Raw genomic sequence first — 18051 nt, 5'->3', positions numbered from 1 at the left:
AAGGCGCTGAGACATCTCGTAAGGCAGCCCGCGAGTCGGGGACGACCTCTCGAACGCGAGTCCTTCGACTCCACTGCGCCATCGCAATCCCTTGAGCTAGGAGTCACACCGTCATGTCCACATCCAGCGTTACGCCCCGCACCGGTTGGCCGCGCGCCATCCTGATCGGAGTTCTCGGCTCCATCGTCGTAGGTATCGTTGTGCTCGCTTTCCTGTGGCCAGCCAAGACGAGCACACCGCAGCATCTGCCCGTCAGTATCAGTGGTCCCGCTGCGACGGTGTCCACGCTGGAGGACGCTCTCGCCGAGAAGGCTCCCGACACCTTCGACTTCGTTGAAGCAGACGACCGAGATGACGCGGTTTCTCAGATCGAGCAGCGTGAAACGTATGGCGCGATCATCCTCGCCGAAACCCCCGGCACCGCCCCCGAAGTACTCACCGCTCCCGCAGGCAGCGCCGTGGCCACGCAGATGCTCAGCCAGGTTGCCGCGCAGCTCCAGGCGCAGCTCACCCAGGCCGTCACCGCGGCAGGTGGCGACCCGACAACAGCGGTCGTCAAGGTCACCCCGGTCGTGCCGCTCTCTGACAGTGATCCGACCGGCACCGGACTCGCTGCGGCATCGTTCCCGCTCACCATCGGTGGCATGCTCGGTGGTGTCCTCATCGCACTGGGCGTGTCCGGTGCGATCCGCCGTCTTGTCGCGCTGATCGGGTTCGGGGCGGGCGTCGGGCTCGTATTGACGCTCGTCCTCCACTCTTGGTTCGAGTACATCCCGGGCGACTTCTGGCTCAACGCGCTGGCGATCAGCTTGTCGATCACCGCGACCGCGGCGTTCATCGTCGGATGCACGTCACTGCTCGGGCGGGCGGGAATCGGCATCGCCGCCGTTCTCACGATGTTCGTCGGCAACCCGCTGTCAGCGGCCGCGACGCCGTGGCAGTTCCTGCCCGAACCGTGGGGAATCATCGGACAGTTCTTCGTCCCCGGCGCCTCGAACTCGCTGATCCGCACCGTGAGCTACTTCCCGGATGCCGACGCCAGCGCGCAATGGTGGATCCTCATCGGCTGGGCAGCCCTCGGCGTCATCCTCACCATCGCCGGCCACTACCGCTCACGCAAGGTTGAGTCCACCCGCACCGAAGCGCCCGCCCTCGCTGTCTAACCTCGCGCACCACCAGTCGAAAGGACCCCGCCCATGTCCGCAACAACGAACGACACCTCAGTATCCGAGGAGTGAACCACGTGCGCGGTCGTGGGCGGTGGACCCGCCGGGGCGCATCATGCACTCCGCGCTGATCGGCCCCGTGCTGAACGGACGATCGAACCCCCGCAGGGGATGATCAACATCATCCGACGCCTCCCCTGGCTCACTGCAATCCCCGCAGCGATCATCGGCGTCGGACCCCGACCCGAGAAAGCTCCCCGCTGGGCGCGATCCCGCCAATAGCCTCGGTATGGGGACGCAAGTCGATTCACCCCGAAAACGTCTGCCGAAACCCTCTTACGGCGCACGTTTCTGGACCCCTGTTCGGAGGTGCACGAGTCACCCCGCCGTAAACGATCGTTTGCGGCAGGCGCATCAAGTTCTCGTCGGGCTCGCACCGCCAGAAGGACCGAGTCACGCGGGAATGCGCGAACCGACCTTGAGTTAGATACCCCCAGGGGGTATCTTTTAACCATGAACGGGTACAGCGACGGCAAGGCAGATCTCGCTAAGCGGTTGAGTCGCGTCGAAGGTCAGGTGCGAGGAATCGCACGGATGGTCGACGAAGACAAGTACTGCATCGACATCCTCACGCAGGTATCTGCAGCGACGAGAGCGCTCGAAACGGTGGCGTTGTCGCTGCTGAGCGATCATCTAAGTCATTGCGTGGCCGAGGCCAGCGCCGAGGGTGGCGAGGTTGCGGCAGAGAAGGTCCGCGAGGCTAACGAGGCCATTGCCCGTCTGGTCCGTTCATGACCGCCACATCTGTCTATTGAAGGAGCACACGATGACTGATCGCATTGAACTCGGCCTAAAGGACGCGAACGCAGGCTGCGCGTGCTGCGCCGTCCCATCGAACACCGAGGCGTCCGCACCTGCTGCGGCCTCATCTTCGTCCTCCGAAGAGGTTTTGGTTGCGGGGATGACGTGCTCGCATTGCGTATCGAGCGTCAGTAAGGAACTGGCGGCTGTGGACGGTGTCGAGTCCGTCGACGTCGACCTGAACGCCGGCGGCACCTCCCGCGTGACTATCCACAGCGCAGCACCGGTCGATCCTGCTGCTGTGAGGGCTGCGGTCGAAGAGGCCGGGTATACCCTCGCGACCAGCCAGGCCTGAGTCGCTAACCGTCTGCACCCGGGCTCAACCGGGCGCATCTGAGCAAGGAGTTCCGATGAGCCAGCATGACGAACACAGCCATCGCGCCGCACACGAGAACCACGGCGCGGCGCCGACAACGGAGCATGACCACGCGGCGATGAGCCACGATCACGACGCTTCGCCAGAACATGGCGGCCATGGTGGGCACGGCGGACATGGTGGGCACGGTGATCATGTGGGCCAGTTCCGGCGGTTGTTCTGGATCATGCTGGTCCTTGCGGTTCCGGTCGTCGGGTTTTCGATGATGTTCTCGATGCTGCTCGGATACCCGCTGCCGGACGCTGCGTGGGTCGGTTGGGTGTCCCCGGTTCTCGGAACGGTCATGTATGTGTGGGGCGGGGCGCCGTTCCTCACCGGTGCGGTGAGCGAACTCCGGGCCCGCAAGCCCGGCATGATGCTGCTGATCGCTCTCGCGATCACGGTCGCGTTCCTCGCATCATGGGGCGCGAGCCTGGGCCTGCTGCACCACGAACTGGACTTCTGGTGGGAGCTGGCCCTGCTGATCGTGATCATGCTGCTCGGTCACTGGATCGAGATGCGTTCCCTCGCGCAGACGACCTCAGCGTTGGATTCCTTGGCTGCGTTGCTGCCTGACGAGGCGGAAAAGATCGAGGGCGATACAACCGTCACGGTTGCCCCGTCTGATCTGCTGGTGGGTGACGTGGTGGTGGTGCGCCCGGGCGGGCGGGTCCCCGCAGACGGGCGGATCGTGCAGGGCTCGGCCAGCATGGACGAGTCGATGATCACCGGAGAATCCCGGCCCGTGCGCCGCAGCGACGGCGACCAGGTCATCGCCGGCACCGTCGCGACCGACTCCGGTGTGCGGGTGGAGATCACCGCGATCGGCGAGGACACGGCTCTCGCAGGTATCCAGAAGCTGGTGACCGAGGCGCAGAGCTCGTCGTCGCGGGCGCAACGGCTCGCTGACAAAGCTGCCGGGTGGTTGTTCTGGTTCGCGCTCGGCGCTGCCGCGATCACCGCGATCGTCTGGACGGTTGTCGGCATGCCCGACGCCGCGGTGATCCGCACGATCACCGTGCTGGTGATCGCGTGCCCGCACGCTCTGGGCCTGGCGATCCCGCTCGTTGTGTCGATCGCGACGGAGCGGGCGGCTCGTGGGGGTGTGCTGATCAAGGATCGTCTCGCGTTGGAGAGTATGCGCACCGTCGACACCGTCTTGTTCGACAAGACCGGCACTCTCACCAAGGGCACCCCCGCCGTCACCGCGATCGACCCCGTGTCCGGCACCGATTCTGACCAGCTGTTGGCCTGGGCCGCTGCCGCGGAAGCCGACTCTGAGCACCCGCTCGCTCGCGCGATCGTCAACGCGGCGAAGGAGAAGAACCTCACGGTCCCTGCCTCGTCCGACTTCGAGTCCTCGCCGGCGGTTGGGGTCCGTGCGCGTGTCGATGGGCACATCGTGCAGGTCGGTGGGCCGTACATGCTCGAGCAGGAGAACGCCCAGGAGCTGGCGGTTGCCGATGAGTGGCGCAATGAGGGTGCGATCATCCTCCACGTCCTCGTCGACGGTCAGGTCGCGGGCGCACTGCGATTGGCGGATGAGATCCGCTCAGAGTCGCGTCATGCCGTCGAGGCCCTCCACGAGCGGGGTGTGCAAGTCGTCATGATCACCGGTGATGCCGACGCGGTGGCCGCCTCCGTGGCGGGCGAGCTGGGTATCGACCGGTACTTCGCCGGGGTGCGGCCGGAGGACAAGGCCTCGAAGGTGAATGAACTGCAGGGCGAGGGCCGCAATGTCGCGATGGTCGGAGACGGCGTGAACGACGCCCCCGCGCTCGCGCAGGCGGATGTCGGTATCGCGATCGGCGCGGGAACGGACGTCGCGATCGCCTCGGCCGGGGTCATCCTCGCCAGCGACGACCCTCGGTCGGTGCTGTCGGTGATCGAACTGTCACGGGCCAGCTACCGGAAGATGAAGCAGAACCTCTGGTGGGCCGCTGGCTACAACCTGCTCTCCGTCCCGCTCGCGGCCGGCGTGCTCGCCCCCATCGGGTTCGTGCTCCCGATGTCCGTGGGGGCCGTGCTGATGTCCCTGTCGACCATCGTCGTCGCGCTCAACGCGCAGCTGCTGCGCCGGCTGGATCTCCGCCCGGACGCAGTAGCGGGTAAGTAGCAAGAAACGGTCAGGGTGACGGACGTAGGCTGAGGAGAACGGGAGGTGAGTATGTCGCTGATCAACGTCGCACAACAGGTGCGGGGACCGCGCACGCTCACCCATACCGTCTTGGCCGTCCTCGCGGTCGCGGTGGGCGTCATCGCGGGTCTGCTGGCGATGCACTCCTTCAACTCGCACGCGACAACTGCCGGCCACCACGACACCGTCGCTGTCAGCACCCAGGCCGATGTATCTGCCCATCACCACGACACGTCCGCAGCCGCCGCCGTGCCGGACTCACCGACGGCGGATGCGGGATGCGCGACGTGCGGGGGCGGGGACCCAATGACGTGGATGGCGTGCGTTCTCGCGCTCCTAGTCGCCACGATCCTGCTCGGGCGGATCGGGCTCGGCTGGCGGCACGCGACACTGATCGCAATACTTACGGCCGCGACCATGCGCTGGCCCGCCCGTGCCCACGCCCTTCCGCCACCCCCCTCTCTCACGGTTCTCTGCATCAGTCGCACGTGATAACGCGCTAGCCCGCTCTGCGGGCACGCACCCCTGGCACCGGCAGCAGCCGGGCCCCATCACCGACCCTTGGAGAACACTCATGAAGATTCGACCCGCGGCGATCGCCGCACTCACCCTCACTGCCCTTCTTGCCCTCACGGGCTGCGCCGGAAACACCGGTTCCGGCAACGGCATGGAAGGTATGGACCACGGCGGCAGCTCGTCCGCACCCGCCGAAACAGCGGACGCGAACGACGCCGACATCATGTTCGCCAGCATGATGAAGGAGCACCACGCACAGGCCATCGAGATGTCCGATGTCGTTCTCAGCAAAGACGGCGTCGATGAGCGGGTCGTCGCCCTCGCGGAAGAGATCAAGGCCGCTCAGGAGCCGGAGATCCAGACAATGGACCAGTGGCTCGAAGACTGGGGCGCGGATATGGACAGCATGGAGGGCATGGATCACGGCAGCGGCATGATGTCCGAAGAAGACATGCAGGCCCTCGAAGATGCCACCGGTCCCGATGCTGGCCGTCTGTTCCTCGAGCAGATGATCCAGCACCACGAGGGCGCTGTCGACATGGCGCAGGACGAAGTCGACAACGGTCAAAACAGCGACGCCATCGCACTCGCTGAAACGATCATCGACACGCAAACCGACGAGATCGCCACCATGAAGGAGATCCTCGCAACTCTGTGATCCCCGGGGTGGGGTGCGGGGCTCCCGCACCCCACCTCGTGATCTGTTGCGCACACCATCATGCGAACCCTCAAGAAGCTCACGTTGCCCACTTTTCGACAGCGACACCGAGCGGCACTCACGCTCTCCACAACGATCGCGGCCAGCATTGTGCTGGCCGGCTGCGCGGCACCCGCCGAGCCCACCACCGGGCACGACCACGCCGCGTCCATCAGCCACGTCCACGCGATCGTGCCTAACCCCTCCGAGGACGGATACCTCCTGGGTGCCCATGACGGGATCTACACGGCCACACCGGATGGGGAGGTCGGCTCGCGTATCGAGACGACCGACTTCGACGCAATGGGCCTCATCACTGTCGGTGATGCTCTCCTCGCGTCCGGGCATCCCGGACCGACCACGGCCCCAGAACTCGGCTCCCCCAACCTCGGAATCATCCGGAGCGACGACAGCGCCAGATCTTGGACGCCTGTCTCATTCACCGACGAGAAAGACTTCCACGTGCTTGCCGTCGGGAAGAACGACACCCTCTACGGGATCGCCTCGGACTCTGCGGAGCTCCTCCGCACTGACGACCTCGGTGAGACCTGGTCGGCGGTCGGAGAAATTCTGGCGTTCAGCCTCGTCATCGACAGTGAAGGGCAACTGATCGCCGCCACCCCAGACGGGGTGCAAATCAGCACTGATGAGGGCACCACTTTTACACCTCTGAACGAGGCGCCTGCGCTCTATCTACTCGCCGTGTCACCTGACGGCAAACGGCTTGTCGGTGTCGGTCGCGGCGGACAGATCTGGGCCAGCACAGGATCCAAAGCCGAGTGGGTTCCAGCCGGCGTCACTCATGGCTCCGCGCAAGCGCTCGCGACCACGAATGACGGTGACATCTTGGTCTTCGATGACAGCGGCCTGGCGGCAATAGCCAAGTAAACGAGAGGACGATATCTCCAGCGAAAGACGCTCACCTGTCCCGCTACACGCCGAAACTGTCTGCCGATACGAGGTTTCGGCGAACCATAGCGGCACGCCTCAAGCGCCGACTAACTGCTGCTGCCGCAAACGATCGTTTTCGGCAGGCTCAGCCATCGCCACTGACCGAGTGCGCTTCGTCCGATGTGCGTCGTGAGATTCCGACACCTCCGTGAGACGCCTCGACAGTTTCTTGAGACTCCGACACTCCTCGTGAGATTGGACATGCGCACACACCATCCAAGAATTCCGTGATCAAACCGTTGCATTCGTTACCTCGCCGTTATAGAGTGATCGCACGGTGAATGTTTGCTGTGGCATACACCGCATGTGATTGCAGGACACTCTTGGTGCAAGGGACAAGGGCCGGTCGGGAGCCTCTCCGACCGGCCCTTTACTGTTGCCAGTACGCTGTTCTCCATGACCGATCGCAAGCTCGCCCTCGAGACATGGGAGAGCCTGTTCCGCGCACAGCACGAGCTGTTCACTCAGATGAACGCCGACTTCGAGGGCAGCGATATCGCTCAGGCCGAGTACGACGTGCTGCTCACCGTCACCCGCTCGCCGGGGATGACCGCGCGCCTTCGCGACGTCACGTCGAACATGCTCATCAGCCAGCCGAGCGTCTCTCGTCTCGTCGACCGCATGGTGTCGCGCGGGCTCGTCGACAAGGCGCCCGATCCCGAGGACGGTCGCGGTTCCCTGATCACCGCGACCGAGGCGGGCGCGCGGCAGTTCCGCACTCTCGCGATGGTGCACGGTCGCTCGATCGCCGAGCGGATGTCGGTGCTCGACGACGCCGAGTTGACGACGCTCCGCGACCTGGCAGAAAAGCTCCGCGGGCGCTGACCGATCCCGACGCACTCCCCTGATTTCTGGCAGGGTGGAGCGGAGTTGCCGCATTTTCGCGCGGGAACGTCAGACCACCCCCTCGGGGGGAACCAGGGAGGTCATTCATGGAGATCGCCGGAATCGTCGGCATCCTCGTCATCGTCGGAATCGCCGTCGCGGTCGCCGTCGTCGTTCTGCTCATCCTGTTGCTGTTCGCACGCAGCTGGATCAAGGTGGCTCGCGCCGATGAGGCGCTCGTCATCTCGGGACGCAAGCAGAAGGTGCAGCGTGCTGTCATCTCGGCAGACGGCTCGACACGAGACGAGATGTCGGAGTCGCCCGTCACGGTCATCGTGAACGGCAAGTCCCTGGTCAACCCGATCACGCAGCGCCACGAGATCATCTCATTGCGTTCGCGTCAGGTGTCGCTCAACGCCGAGGCTCAGTCCCTCGACAGCGTCACGCTCAACGTCGACGGCGTCGCCATCGTCAAGATCGGATCCGACCCCATCCTCGTGCGCCGTGCGGCAGAGCGTTTCGCCTCACAGGACAAGGCGATCGAGCAGTTCACCACCGAGCAGCTCGAAGGTGCGCTCCGCGGCATCGTCGCGACGCTGTCGGTCGTCGAGCTCATGCGTGAGCGCAAGAAGTTCTCCGACCAGATCGCCGCCGACGTCTCGCAGGAGCTCGCCGAGCAGGGTCTGATCCTCGACTCGTTCCAGATCAAGGGCATCACCGACAAGGTCGGCTACATCCAGTCGCTGGGTGCTCCCGAGATCCAGGCGAAGCGTCAGTCGGCCGAGATCTCGCAGACGAACGCCGACCGTGCGATCAACCAGAAGAACATCGCCAACCAGGAAGCCAACCTGGTCGAGCAGACGGCTCTCGACACCAACACCGCCAACGCCAACGCCGGCATCGGTCGGGCTCGCGCCGAGGCCGAGCAGGCCGAGAACCTCGCCCGCGAACAGGCTCAGCAGGCCGTTCTGCAGCAGCAGGCAGAGAACCGTCAGGCCCAGCTCGACGCCGACGTCAAGCGCGTCGCCGACGCGCAGCGATACGAGGCCGAGACGCGTGCACAGGCCGAGCTCTACACGCGTGAGCGTGCGGCCGAGGCCGGCGCGATCGAGCAGGTCAAGCAGGCCGAGGCCCGCACCCGCATCGCCGAGCAGCAGGCACAGGCCGACAAGGCCAAGGCCGACGGTGAGGCCGCAGCCGCGATCGCCCGTGCGACCGGTGAAGCCGACGCGCTGCGCGCCCAGGCCGAGGCCGAGTCCGAGGCTCGTCGCCTGCGTGCGAACGCCGAGGCCGACGCCATCCGCGCCGAGGGTGAAGCGCGAGCTGCCGCGGTCGAGGCCGAGGCGAAGGCCATCGCCTCCAACCAGGATGCATTCCTGTCGCAGCGCGTGCTCGATGTGCTCCCGTCGATCATGGCCGAGTTCTCGAAGGGCTATGCCGCGATCGGCAACGTGTCGATCATCGGCGGTTCCGGCGACGACGGCGCATCGAACGTCGTCGGCGCCGACAGCGCGAAGGCGCTGAAGTCGGTGTTCGACAGCGTCAGCTCGGCCACGGGACTCGACCTCGCGTCGATCATCCAGGGCCAGGCCGTCGGTCGTGGCATCGGCGAGGGAGTGGCCGCAGCATCCGCTCCGGCTCCGACCCGTCAGCCGAACCCCACCACTCCCCCGCCGCCCGCCGCCGCGCCGGCTCCTGCAGCGGAGTAGTCACCAGAACAGCGGATGCCGCGGCCGGACAGGTCGCGGCATCCGCTGTGTCCGGGGCTTCCCGGCAGACGTCGCCCGGCCGTTCCGGCAGACTGGAACCGTGCCGTCCACCGCGTTCGACCTCGCCGCCCTGGGCGAAGGACTCTCGTTCGCGGCAGCGCTCGACGACCTCGACGACGCACTCGACGCACATGGCTCTGTGGTGGTGAGCGCGCCTCCCGGCACCGGCAAGACGACGCTCGTGCCGCCGCTGCTCGCATCGCGCTCCACGGGTCGCGTCATCGTGACCCAGCCCCGTCGCGTCGCTGCGCGCGCAGCGGCACGGCGACTCGCCCAGCTCGACGGCACTCCCGTCGGCACCCGCGTGGGCTTCACGGTGCGCGGCGAGCGGTCGGCGGGCCCCGACACCCGAGTCGAGTTCGTCACCGCAGGGGTGCTGCTGCGCCGGATGCTCGATGACCCGGGACTCGACGGGGTCGATGCCGTGATCATCGACGAGGTGCACGAGCGCGCGCTCGAGACCGACCTGCTGATCGGGCTGCTCTCCGAAGTGCGCGAGCTGCGGGATGATCTCGTGCTCGTCGCGATGTCTGCGACGCTCGACGCTGCCCGCATCGCGGCCGTGATCGGCACGGAAGACGACCCTGCGCCCATCGTCGAGCACGACGTGCCCGCCTTCCCCCTCACCGAGAGCTGGGCGCCGAGCGCTGCACCGCGTCTCGATGAGCGCGGAGTCACCTGGGCGTTCCTCGACCATGTCGCCGCCACCGCCGCATCCGCCGCCCTGGACCTCACGCGCGCAGACCCCGCGGCCGACGTGCTGGTGTTCGCACCCGGTGCCCGCGAGGTGGCGGAGATCGCCCGTCGCATCCGCGACACCGGCGGGGCTTTCGACGTGCGCGAGCTGCACGGCCAGGTCCCGGCGGCCGAGCAGGATGCGGTGATCCGCGGGCGTCGGACGCACGAGCCCGCGCGCATCATCGTGACGACCTCGCTCGCGGAGTCGTCGCTGACGGTGCCCGGCGTGCGACTCGTCGTCGACAGTTGCCTGGCGCGGCATCCGCAGCGCGACGCAGCCCGCGGCATGACGGGGCTCGTGACCACCGCGGCTCCCCGCTCCTCCTGCGTACAGCGCGCCGGACGTGCCGCGCGTCAGGGACCAGGGGCGGTCATCCGCTGCGTCGACGAGAGGACCTACGCTGCCGCGCCCGCGCGCGCGGTGCCCGAGATCGCGGTGAGCGACCTCGCCGATGCCGCCCTGCTGCTCGCCTGCTGGGGAGCGCCCGGCGGGGCCGGCCTGCGCATGATCGATCCGCTGCCCGCGGACTCCCTGTCGGATGCCGTCTCCGTGCTGAGCGGTCTCGGAGCGATCGACGACCACGGTCGAGCGACTACGGAGGGTCGAGCGCTGGCCCGCATCCCGACCGACCCGCGGCTGGCTCGCGCACTTCGCGATGGCGCCCGAGCGGTCGGCACGCGGTTGGCGGCCGAGGTCGTCGCACTGCTGGGCGGCGATACCCGCATCGCCGACGCCGACATCGCGAAGGCGCTCGTCTCGCTGAGAGGCGGACGGACACCGGAAGCCCGCCGTTGGCGTAGCGATGCAGACCGCCTCGAGCGCATGATGCCCGCGACCCCGGGCATCCGCTCGGATCTCGACGGCGTCGGGTTCGTCGTCGCCCTGGCCTTTCCGGAGCGCATCGCCCGCCGTGCCGAACGTTCGGCAGAGGGTGCGACGTTCCTGCTCGCCTCCGGCACCCGGGCAGCAGTGCGGGGCCCACTCGCGGCTGTCGAATGGCTTGCGGTGGCCGACGTCGCGCGTGCCTCAGGGCGAGCTGCTGCAGGGTCGGGGGCGATCATCCGCGCCGGGGCCGTCGTGACCGAGACGCAGATCGAGAACGCCGCAAGCCACCTGATGACCGACCGCGTCGAGGCCGAGTTCGTCGGCGGACGCGTGCAGGCACGCCGCGAGCGCCGGATCGGGGCGATCCTGCGCTCGTCAGCGCCCGTGCGTGCATCGGTCGACGAGGGCCGTGACGCCGTGCGTCGCGCGCTCCGACGCGACGGTCTCGGGGTGTTCCGCTGGTCTGACACCGCCACGGGTCTGCGACGGCGGCTGGCGCTGCTGCAGCGCGAGCTCGGCGGCCCGTGGCCCGATGTGTCCGATGTCGGGCTGCTCGAGAGCCTCGACGGGTGGCTGGCTCCTGAGCTCGACGCTCTCGCCGGCGGCGCCCCGGCCGGTCGCATCGATCTGTCGTCGGCGCTGCGTCGTCTGCTGCCGTGGCCCGAGGCCTCGCGTCTTGACGAGCTGGCTCCGGAGCGTCTCGAGGTTCCTACCGGCTCCCGGGTGCGCATCGACTATCCGGCGCATGATGATGCGAGCGGACGACCGGTCGTCGCCGTCAAGCTGCAGGAGTGCTTCGGCTGGGCCGCCACCCCGCGTCTGGTCGACGGACGTGTGCCGGTGCTGTTCCATCTGCTGTCGCCCGCGGGGCGCCCGCTCGCCGTCACCGATGACCTCGCCTCGTTCTGGTCGGGTCCCTACGCGCAGGTGCGCGCCGAGATGCGCGGGCGCTACCCGAAGCATCCGTGGCCGGAAGACCCCTGGGCGGCCGTGCCCACGAAGCACACCAAGAACCGCGCCGCGCGCTGAGGCTGGCACGGCCACATCGCATCCGGCCACATCGCGCCTTGCCTCACCGCGTGCGACGTCGCAGAGTCAGCGACGCGAGCACGAGCGCGCCGACCCCGAAGGCCGCGACCACGAGCAGAGGGCCGTAGACGTCCCATCCCTCGTCGCCCGCCGTGACGGCATTGATCGTGTCGATCGCGTGGCTCAGCGGCAGCCAGTCCGAGATCGCGGAGAGCACATCGGGCATCTGGTCGCGCGGCATGAAGAGGCCGCCGAGGATGATCTGCGGGAAGACGAGCAGCGGCATGAACTGCACCGCCTGGAACTCGGTCTGCGCGAACGCGCTCGCGAGCAGGCCGAGAGCCGTGCCGAGCAGCGCGTCGACCACGGCGACGAGTCCGAGCTGCCAGAGCTGCCCTTCGACGTCGAGCCCGCAGACCCCGACCGCGAACGACACGGTGATGACCGCCTGCAGCACCGCCATCACGCCGAAGGCCAGGGCATAGCCCACGATGAAGTCGGCCTTGCCGAGCGGCGTGGTCATCAGGCGTTCGAGAGTGCCCGAGCGCCGCTCGCGCAGCGTCGTGATGGAGGTGATCAGAAACATCACGATGAACGGGAACAGCGCGAGGATCGGTCCGCCGAACTGATCGAACACGCCGTCCTGATCGCTGAACAGCCAGGCGAAGAGCCCGACGAGCAGACTCGGAGCGATCAGCATCAGCGCGATCGAACGCGGATCGTGCCGCAGCTGGGCGAGCACTCGTGCGGCGGTGGCAAGCATCCGTCGCCCGTTCATTCCGAGGCCTCCCGCCGCGCGCGCCGTGTGCTCCGCGGCATCGGGTCATCGGGCCGTCTGCCGTCCCGCTCGATCAGGGCGAGGAATGCCGACTCGGGGTCCGTCGTCGCCGTATCGGCGAGGAGTCCTGCGGGATCCGTGTCGGCGATGATCCGCCCGCTCCGCATCAGCACGAGCCGATCGCATCGCAGCGCCTCGTCCATCACGTGACTCGAGACGATCATGGTGACTCCGCGCTCGGCGAGGCTGCGGAACAGGTTCCACAGGTCCACCCTCAGCACGGGGTCGAGTCCGACGGTCGGTTCATCGAGGACGATCAGCTCGGGCGATCCGATCAGGGCCATCCCCAGCGAGATGCGCGTCGCCTGACCACCGCTGAGCGAGTCGACCAGCTGCCCGGACTGCGCACCCAGACCCACCTCGTCGATGACCCGGTCGACGTCGCCCTTCGGCGCCTTGAGCACAGCCGCCAGATACGACAGGTTCTGACGCACGGTGAGGTCGCCGTACACCGCGGCTCCCTGCGTGCCGTACGCCACGCGATGACGCAGCCGCGGCGATCCCCCCGGTTCGCCCAGCACCGACACGGTGCCGGCGGCGATGCGCTGCACACCCACGATCGAGCGCATCAGCGTCGTCTTGCCGCATCCCGAAGGCCCCAGCAGCCCCGTGATCTCGCCCCGCGGAATCGTCAGGTCGACTCCGTCGAAGACCCGCGTCTTCCCCCGTCGCACGCGGAGTCCCGAGATCTCGACGGCCGGGCTGTTCGTCATGCTTGATTATCTGCCCGGGCGGGCTCGCCGGCGACCCCTAGTCGAGCAGGTGTCGCAGGTAACGAGGCGGGTCCTGCAGAAACGACCGCCAGTGGTTCACGATCTCGAGGTCGTTCCACTCGGCAGGGCGGATGCCCCACTCCCCCACTTCGAGGATGCGCGCGCCCGGCAGTGCGGCGAGCACCGGGGAGTGCGTGGCGCACAGCACCTGTCCGCCCTCATCGACGATGCGCTGCAGCACCGCGATGAGGGTGAGCGTCGACTGGAACGAGAGTGCGGCCTCGGGCTCGTCGAGACAGTAGAAACCCGGTTCGTCGAATCGGCTGTCGAGAAGCGCGAGGAAGGATTCACCGTGACTCATCTCGTGGAACGACACGTCGCCGCTCGCGGAGGGGTTCTCTTCGAGGTACGTGTAGAACGAGTGCATCGTCTCGGCGCGCAGGAAGAAGCCCCAACGATTGGCTCCCACCCCGCGCTGCAACTGCAGCCACTCCGACAGCGGCGACTCGCTCGCTCGAGTGGTGTGCCTGGCGTTTCGCGACCCGCCTTCGGGCGAGAGACCGTAGGCGATCGCGATACCCTCGACGATCGTCGACTTGCCGCTGCCGTTCTCGCCGACCAGAAACGTGACTCCCGGCGCCAGGTCGATGCCCTCTCGCAGCACCTGCGCGACCGCGGGGATCGTCGTCGGCCACACCCTTCCCATCTCGGGCGCATCGTCGTTCGCGCGCACCGCGACGATCGGCTGCTCCCGACGCCTGCGACTGCCCGGGGTCCAGATCGATTCCATGCGCTCCTCCTCAGCGGAGGCTATCCGCAACCACCGACGCCCTCTCGGCTCAGCACTCGATGACATTGACCGCCAGACCGCCCTCGCTGGTCTCCTTGTACTTGGTCGACATGTCTATGCCGGTCTGACGCATCGTCTCGACGACGGCGTCCAGGGAGACGTAGTGGTTGCCGTCGCCGCGGAGGGCCAGGCGAGCCGCCGTCACGGCGGTCGACGCGGCGATCGCGTTGCGCTCGATGCACGGGATCTGCACGAGCCCGCCGATGGGGTCGCAGGTGAGACCGAGGTGGTGCTCCATCGCGATCTCGGCCGCGTTCTCGATCTGCCGATTGGTGCCACCCATGACGGCAGTCAGCCCTCCGGCCGCCATCGCGCAGGCCGAGCCGACCTCGGCCTGGCATCCCCCCTCGGCACCCGAGATCGAGGCGTTCGCCTTGAACAGCGAGCCCAGTGCGGTGGCGGTGAGCAGGAACCGCCGGATGCCGCGACGCCGGTTCGCGTCGGCGACCAGTCCGGGGTCTTCCATCGCTCCGACCGCGACGAGCGACGCCTCGGCGCCGAACCCGAGCAGCGCGCTGCCGACCAGCTCTCCGTAGGGTGTCACGGCATTGCCCGCACCGAGACCGGAGTCGGCCAGGAACCGCCACCAGTACATCGCGACGGCCGGGAGGATGCCGGCCGCGCCGTTGGTGGGCGCCGTGACGACTCGCCCACCCGCCGCGTTCTCTTCGTTGACGGCGAGCGCGAAGGCGCCGAGCCACTCTCCCGGCAGCTCGCGATGACCGCCCGCCTCCGCGTCCTCGAGCTGGGCGCGGATCATGCTCGCACGCCTCTTGACCTTGAGCATCCCCGGGAGCACTCCGTCTGAGTGCAGTCCGTTCTCGACGCATGCGGCCATGGCATCCCAGATCGCATCGAGTCCGGCGGCGACCTCGTCTTCCGGGCGCTGTGCGGTCTCATTCAGTCGCGCGACCTCGGCAATCGACAGTCCGTGCTCGTCGCAGAGTGCGAGCAACGACGCCGCGTCGGCATACGAGTACGGCAGCGGATGCGACGCGAGCTTCGCATCCTCGCCGTCGCGACGGATGAACCCGCCGCCGACCGAGTAGTAGGTCTCCTCTGCGACGACCGCGCCTTCGACATCCCACGCGGTGATCGTCATGGCGTTCGGGTGCCCGGGCAGCCGGGTGCGGGGGGCGAACACGATGTCGGCCTTGCTGAACGGGATCTCGTGCACGCCGTCGACGCGCACCGTGGCGCCGTCGCGGAGGTCGGTCCAGGCCGCGCGCACCTCAGCGGGGTCACACGTTTCGGGGGCGAGGCCGCGAAGCCCTGCGACGACCGCATCCGGCGTTCCGTGGCCGATTCCGGTGGCTCCGAGGGAGCCGTACAGCGTGCACCCGATGCGCGCGACACGATCGAGCAGTCCGGACGAGCGCAGGCGGCGGGCGAAATCGAGAGCGGCCCGCATCGGTCCGACCGTGTGGGAACTCGAGGGGCCCACTCCGATGGAGAAGAGATCGAAGGCCGAGACGTACGCTGTCACCGTCTCAGCCTACGTCGTCGGGATGCGGAAGCAGACGATCCGCCGGCCCTCGTCAAGGCCCTTCTCGCAGCGGCCGAGGTGCCGGATGCTGGGGAATGCACTCGATGCGAAAGGGATGATCATGACGAACAGCACACCCGAGCAGGACCCGACGTCCGACCTCGACCCCGAGGCGCAGACCCCCACCCCCACGCCTTCGTCCGGCGATGCCGGAGAGTTCAAGGATCCGTCGAACACCGCCGACACGCCTGCAGAGGCGGAGTCCCCCGAAGACGCGGACGCCTCTGAGGTCCCCAGCGACGACGAGCTCGAAGAGCCCAGCACCGAGAAGGAGCCCTCCGAAGAGCCGAAGGCTCCCACACGAAATGACCCCGAGCCCGACCATGAGGCGGTCGGGATCGGGGTCATCGACGGTCCGGAGACCGACGAAGGCGACTGAGCGACTCCTACCTCGCTCGGCCACCCGGTCGCTCCCGTCGCGACGCACCCTGCGACGGGAGCGGGTTCGTGGCGCGGCTACTCGACGAGCTTGCCCTCGGTGTCGACCTCGCGCATCAGCTCGGCGATCTCGGCCGGAATCTCGGGGATCGGCTCATGCGTCACTCCGCCGGTCGGCGACCACACGAGGTTGACCTGCAGCGTGGGGTCGGTGTCGGGGTAGTCGCTGCGGTTGTGGCATCCGCGCGTCTCGCGACGCTCGAGAGCCGCCTCGAGCGTCGCGCGCGCGGCCAGTGCCGAGGCCTTGAGATCGAACGCGTGCGCCAGATCCTGGAAGCCGGCGATGTCGGGGTGGATGCCGATGTCCTCCATGCGCCCCTCGATCATGTCGAGGTCGGCGAGTCCCGCCCGCAGCCCCTCCTCCGACCGCACGACTCCCGCGTGCTGGGTCATGGTGTTGCGGATGGCTCGCTGCAGAGCCCGCACGTTCTCGCGACCGTCGGCGGCGAGAAGATCGTCGATCTCGGTGCGGGCTTGCGCCACGGCTTCCGCCGACCGGCGCTGCGCATCGAGTCCCGCCGCGTGCGCCATCGCGGCCTGTCCGACGATGCGGCCGTAGACGAGCAGCTCGATCAGCGAGTTGCCGCCGAGACGGTTGGCTCCGTGCAGACCGCTCGAGGCCTCGCCGATCGCGTAGAGTCCGTCGACGTCGGTCTGGTGATCGTCGGGACGCACCCACACGCCACCCATCGAATAGTGCGCGGTCGGGGCGATCTCGATCGGATCGGTCGTGATGTCGAGCATCTGCAGCTCCATCATCGTCTGGTAGACGCGGGGCAGACGGGTCATGATCGTCTCGCGCGGCAGATGCGACACATCGAGCCAGACGCCGCCGTTCTCGGTGCCACGGCCCTCGGCGATCTCGGTGTACGCGGCGAGCGCCACGCGGTCGCGGGTCGAGAGCTCCATGCGCTCGGGGTCGTACTTCGACATGAACCGCTCGCCGAGGGCGTTGCGCAGGATGCCGCCTTCGCCGCGGGCCGCCTCGGAGATGAGAGTGCCTGCCGCGTTCTCGGGCTCGATGATTCCCGACGGGTGGAACTGCACGAGCTCGGGGTCTCGCAGACGGGCACCGGCCTCGACCGCGAGCCGGAACGAGTCGCCCGTGTTCTCGTCGCGGCGCGACGAGGTGCGGCGCCAGATGCGGTTGTGTCCGCCGGCTGCGAGGATCACGGCATCCGCGTGGATCAGGTAGCGCGTGCCGTCGGCCTGGTCGAAGCCATAGGCACCGAACACGACGTTGTCGCGCACGAGCAGGCGCGTGATGTACACGTGGTCGAGGATCGGCACGTCGAGCTGCTCGGCCTTGGCCACGAGCGTGCGCTGGATCTCCAGGCCGGTGTAGTCCCCGGCGAAAGCGGTGCGGCGGAAGGTGTGCGCGCCGAAGAAGCGCTGTGAGATGCGGCCATCGTCTTCGCGGGCGAAGTCCATGCCCCAGCGCTCGAGGTCCCGGATGCCGCGCTCGGCGCCCTGCGTGACGATCTCGACCGTGTGGGGGTTGGCCAGCAGGTAGCTCTCCTTGATGGTGTCGGCCGCGTGCTGCTGCCAGCTGTCGGCTTCGTCCATCGTGCCGAGGGCGGCGTTGATCCCACCGGCCGCGAGAGAGGTGTGGGCATCCTGTCGGGGGCGCTTGCCGACGGCGAGGACGTCGATGCCGTGCTCGGCGACCTCGATCGCCGCGCGCAGCCCGGAACCGCCGGTCCCGATGACCAGGACCGTGGTGGAGATCTGACGTTCGCGAGTACTCATGCATTTCACGCTAGTTAGGGCGACCTAATAACTCCAATGCATTGTTC

Annotated in this window: 16 protein-coding genes; 11 read left to right on the top strand and 5 right to left on the bottom strand. The window is 67.7% G+C overall.

The window, feature by feature from the left end; all coding sequences use genetic code 11:
- Nucleotides 1–113: 113 nt before the first annotated feature.
- The 10 genes from AC3WS6_RS05715 (at nt 114) to hrpB (ending at nt 11870) form a co-directional block, all read left to right on the top strand.
- Nucleotides 114–1163 carry an ABC transporter permease gene (locus tag AC3WS6_RS05715; RefSeq protein WP_492500095.1) on the top strand — a complete coding sequence of 350 codons (1050 nt, stop codon included), beginning with the start codon at nt 114–116 and terminating at the stop codon, nt 1161–1163.
- 516 nt (nt 1164–1679) lie between these two features.
- The gene (locus AC3WS6_RS05710) at nt 1680–1961 is read left to right on the top strand and encodes a metal-sensitive transcriptional regulator (RefSeq protein ID WP_261606742.1); all 282 of its coding nucleotides are present in this window, start codon (nt 1680–1682) and stop codon (nt 1959–1961) included.
- Between the two features lie 31 nt (nt 1962–1992).
- Nucleotides 1993–2322, top strand: coding sequence for a heavy-metal-associated domain-containing protein (locus AC3WS6_RS05705; protein ID WP_056313443.1), 330 nt, complete (start codon nt 1993–1995; stop codon nt 2320–2322).
- A gap of 55 nt (nt 2323–2377) precedes the next feature.
- Nucleotides 2378–4498, top strand: coding sequence for a heavy metal translocating P-type ATPase (locus AC3WS6_RS05700; protein ID WP_492500094.1), 2121 nt, complete (start codon nt 2378–2380; stop codon nt 4496–4498).
- Nucleotides 4499–4549: 51 nt separating this feature from the next.
- Nucleotides 4550–5011 (top strand): DUF6153 family protein, encoded by a 462-nt coding sequence (locus AC3WS6_RS05695; protein WP_230100905.1) that lies wholly within the window; start codon nt 4550–4552, stop codon nt 5009–5011.
- Between the two features lie 82 nt (nt 5012–5093).
- Entirely contained in the window at nt 5094–5693 is a 600-nt protein-coding gene (locus AC3WS6_RS05690) for a DUF305 domain-containing protein (RefSeq protein WP_492500093.1), read from the top strand.
- Between the two features lie 60 nt (nt 5694–5753).
- Complete coding sequence (locus tag AC3WS6_RS05685; protein ID WP_082586637.1) at nt 5754–6620, top strand: WD40/YVTN/BNR-like repeat-containing protein; 867 nt, start codon at nt 5754–5756, stop codon at nt 6618–6620.
- Between the two features lie 459 nt (nt 6621–7079).
- Nucleotides 7080–7508 carry a MarR family winged helix-turn-helix transcriptional regulator gene (locus AC3WS6_RS05680; RefSeq protein WP_492500092.1) on the top strand — a complete coding sequence of 143 codons (429 nt, stop codon included), beginning with the start codon at nt 7080–7082 and terminating at the stop codon, nt 7506–7508.
- Nucleotides 7509–7615: 107 nt separating this feature from the next.
- Nucleotides 7616–9217: an SPFH domain-containing protein gene (locus tag AC3WS6_RS05675; RefSeq protein WP_492500091.1), complete on the top strand. Its 1602-nt coding sequence runs from the start codon at nt 7616–7618 to the stop codon at nt 9215–9217.
- A gap of 100 nt (nt 9218–9317) precedes the next feature.
- Nucleotides 9318–11870, top strand: coding sequence for an ATP-dependent helicase HrpB (hrpB, locus tag AC3WS6_RS05670; protein WP_492500090.1), 2553 nt, complete (start codon nt 9318–9320; stop codon nt 11868–11870).
- A gap of 43 nt (nt 11871–11913) precedes the next feature.
- Here hrpB and AC3WS6_RS05665 read toward each other — a convergent pair whose 3' ends face one another.
- The 4 genes from AC3WS6_RS05665 to AC3WS6_RS05650 are packed head-to-tail and all read right to left on the bottom strand — an operon-like array spanning nt 11914 to nt 15757.
- The gene (locus tag AC3WS6_RS05665) at nt 11914–12648 is read right to left on the bottom strand and encodes an ABC transporter permease (RefSeq protein WP_492500089.1); all 735 of its coding nucleotides are present in this window, start codon (nt 12646–12648) and stop codon (nt 11914–11916) included.
- Nucleotides 12645–13421 (bottom strand): ABC transporter ATP-binding protein, encoded by a 777-nt coding sequence (locus tag AC3WS6_RS05660; RefSeq protein ID WP_492500088.1) that lies wholly within the window; start codon nt 13419–13421, stop codon nt 12645–12647. Before AC3WS6_RS05660 ends, AC3WS6_RS05665 begins: the two co-directional genes overlap by 4 nt.
- A gap of 37 nt (nt 13422–13458) precedes the next feature.
- A complete protein-coding gene (locus AC3WS6_RS05655) occupies nt 13459–14211 on the bottom strand; it encodes an AAA family ATPase (protein ID WP_492500087.1) in 753 nt (250 codons plus the stop codon).
- Between the two features lie 49 nt (nt 14212–14260).
- Nucleotides 14261–15757 (bottom strand): L-serine ammonia-lyase, iron-sulfur-dependent, subunit alpha, encoded by a 1497-nt coding sequence (locus AC3WS6_RS05650; RefSeq protein WP_492500086.1) that lies wholly within the window; start codon nt 15755–15757, stop codon nt 14261–14263.
- Nucleotides 15758–15878: 121 nt separating this feature from the next.
- On the opposite strand from AC3WS6_RS05650, the gene AC3WS6_RS05645 reads away from it, so the two are divergent.
- Complete coding sequence (locus AC3WS6_RS05645) at nt 15879–16196, top strand: hypothetical protein (protein ID WP_492500085.1); 318 nt, start codon at nt 15879–15881, stop codon at nt 16194–16196.
- Nucleotides 16197–16273: 77 nt separating this feature from the next.
- Here AC3WS6_RS05645 and AC3WS6_RS05640 read toward each other — a convergent pair whose 3' ends face one another.
- Nucleotides 16274–18004 carry an L-aspartate oxidase gene (locus AC3WS6_RS05640; RefSeq protein ID WP_492500084.1) on the bottom strand — a complete coding sequence of 577 codons (1731 nt, stop codon included), beginning with the start codon at nt 18002–18004 and terminating at the stop codon, nt 16274–16276.
- Nucleotides 18005–18051 lie beyond the last annotated feature (47 nt).

Source organism: Microbacterium sp. EB106-03-03-XG65 (assembly GCF_058791955.1).
This window is presented reverse-complemented; position numbering and strand designations above follow the sequence as displayed.

Excerpts from the sequence above, each read along its gene's own strand:
- AC3WS6_RS05690 (WP_492500093.1), top strand. The coding sequence starts at position 5,094 with ATGAAGATTCGACCCGCGGCGATCGCCGCACTCACCCTCACTGCCCTT.
- AC3WS6_RS05640 (WP_492500084.1), bottom strand. The coding sequence starts at position 18,004 with ATGAGTACTCGCGAACGTCAGATCTCCACCACGGTCCTGGTCATCGGG.
- AC3WS6_RS05695 (WP_230100905.1), top strand. The coding sequence starts at position 4,550 with ATGTCGCTGATCAACGTCGCACAACAGGTGCGGGGACCGCGCACGCTC.
- AC3WS6_RS05660 (WP_492500088.1), bottom strand. The coding sequence starts at position 13,421 with ATGACGAACAGCCCGGCCGTCGAGATCTCGGGACTCCGCGTGCGACGG.
- AC3WS6_RS05665 (WP_492500089.1), bottom strand. The coding sequence starts at position 12,648 with ATGAACGGGCGACGGATGCTTGCCACCGCCGCACGAGTGCTCGCCCAG.
- AC3WS6_RS05680 (WP_492500092.1), top strand. The coding sequence starts at position 7,080 with ATGACCGATCGCAAGCTCGCCCTCGAGACATGGGAGAGCCTGTTCCGC.
- AC3WS6_RS05675 (WP_492500091.1), top strand. The coding sequence starts at position 7,616 with ATGGAGATCGCCGGAATCGTCGGCATCCTCGTCATCGTCGGAATCGCC.
- AC3WS6_RS05655 (WP_492500087.1), bottom strand. The coding sequence starts at position 14,211 with ATGGAATCGATCTGGACCCCGGGCAGTCGCAGGCGTCGGGAGCAGCCG.
- AC3WS6_RS05645 (WP_492500085.1), top strand. The coding sequence starts at position 15,879 with ATGACGAACAGCACACCCGAGCAGGACCCGACGTCCGACCTCGACCCC.
- AC3WS6_RS05700 (WP_492500094.1), top strand. The coding sequence starts at position 2,378 with ATGAGCCAGCATGACGAACACAGCCATCGCGCCGCACACGAGAACCAC.
- AC3WS6_RS05705 (WP_056313443.1), top strand. The coding sequence starts at position 1,993 with ATGACTGATCGCATTGAACTCGGCCTAAAGGACGCGAACGCAGGCTGC.
- AC3WS6_RS05710 (WP_261606742.1), top strand. The coding sequence starts at position 1,680 with ATGAACGGGTACAGCGACGGCAAGGCAGATCTCGCTAAGCGGTTGAGT.
- AC3WS6_RS05715 (WP_492500095.1), top strand. The coding sequence starts at position 114 with ATGTCCACATCCAGCGTTACGCCCCGCACCGGTTGGCCGCGCGCCATC.
- AC3WS6_RS05685 (WP_082586637.1), top strand. The coding sequence starts at position 5,754 with ATGCGAACCCTCAAGAAGCTCACGTTGCCCACTTTTCGACAGCGACAC.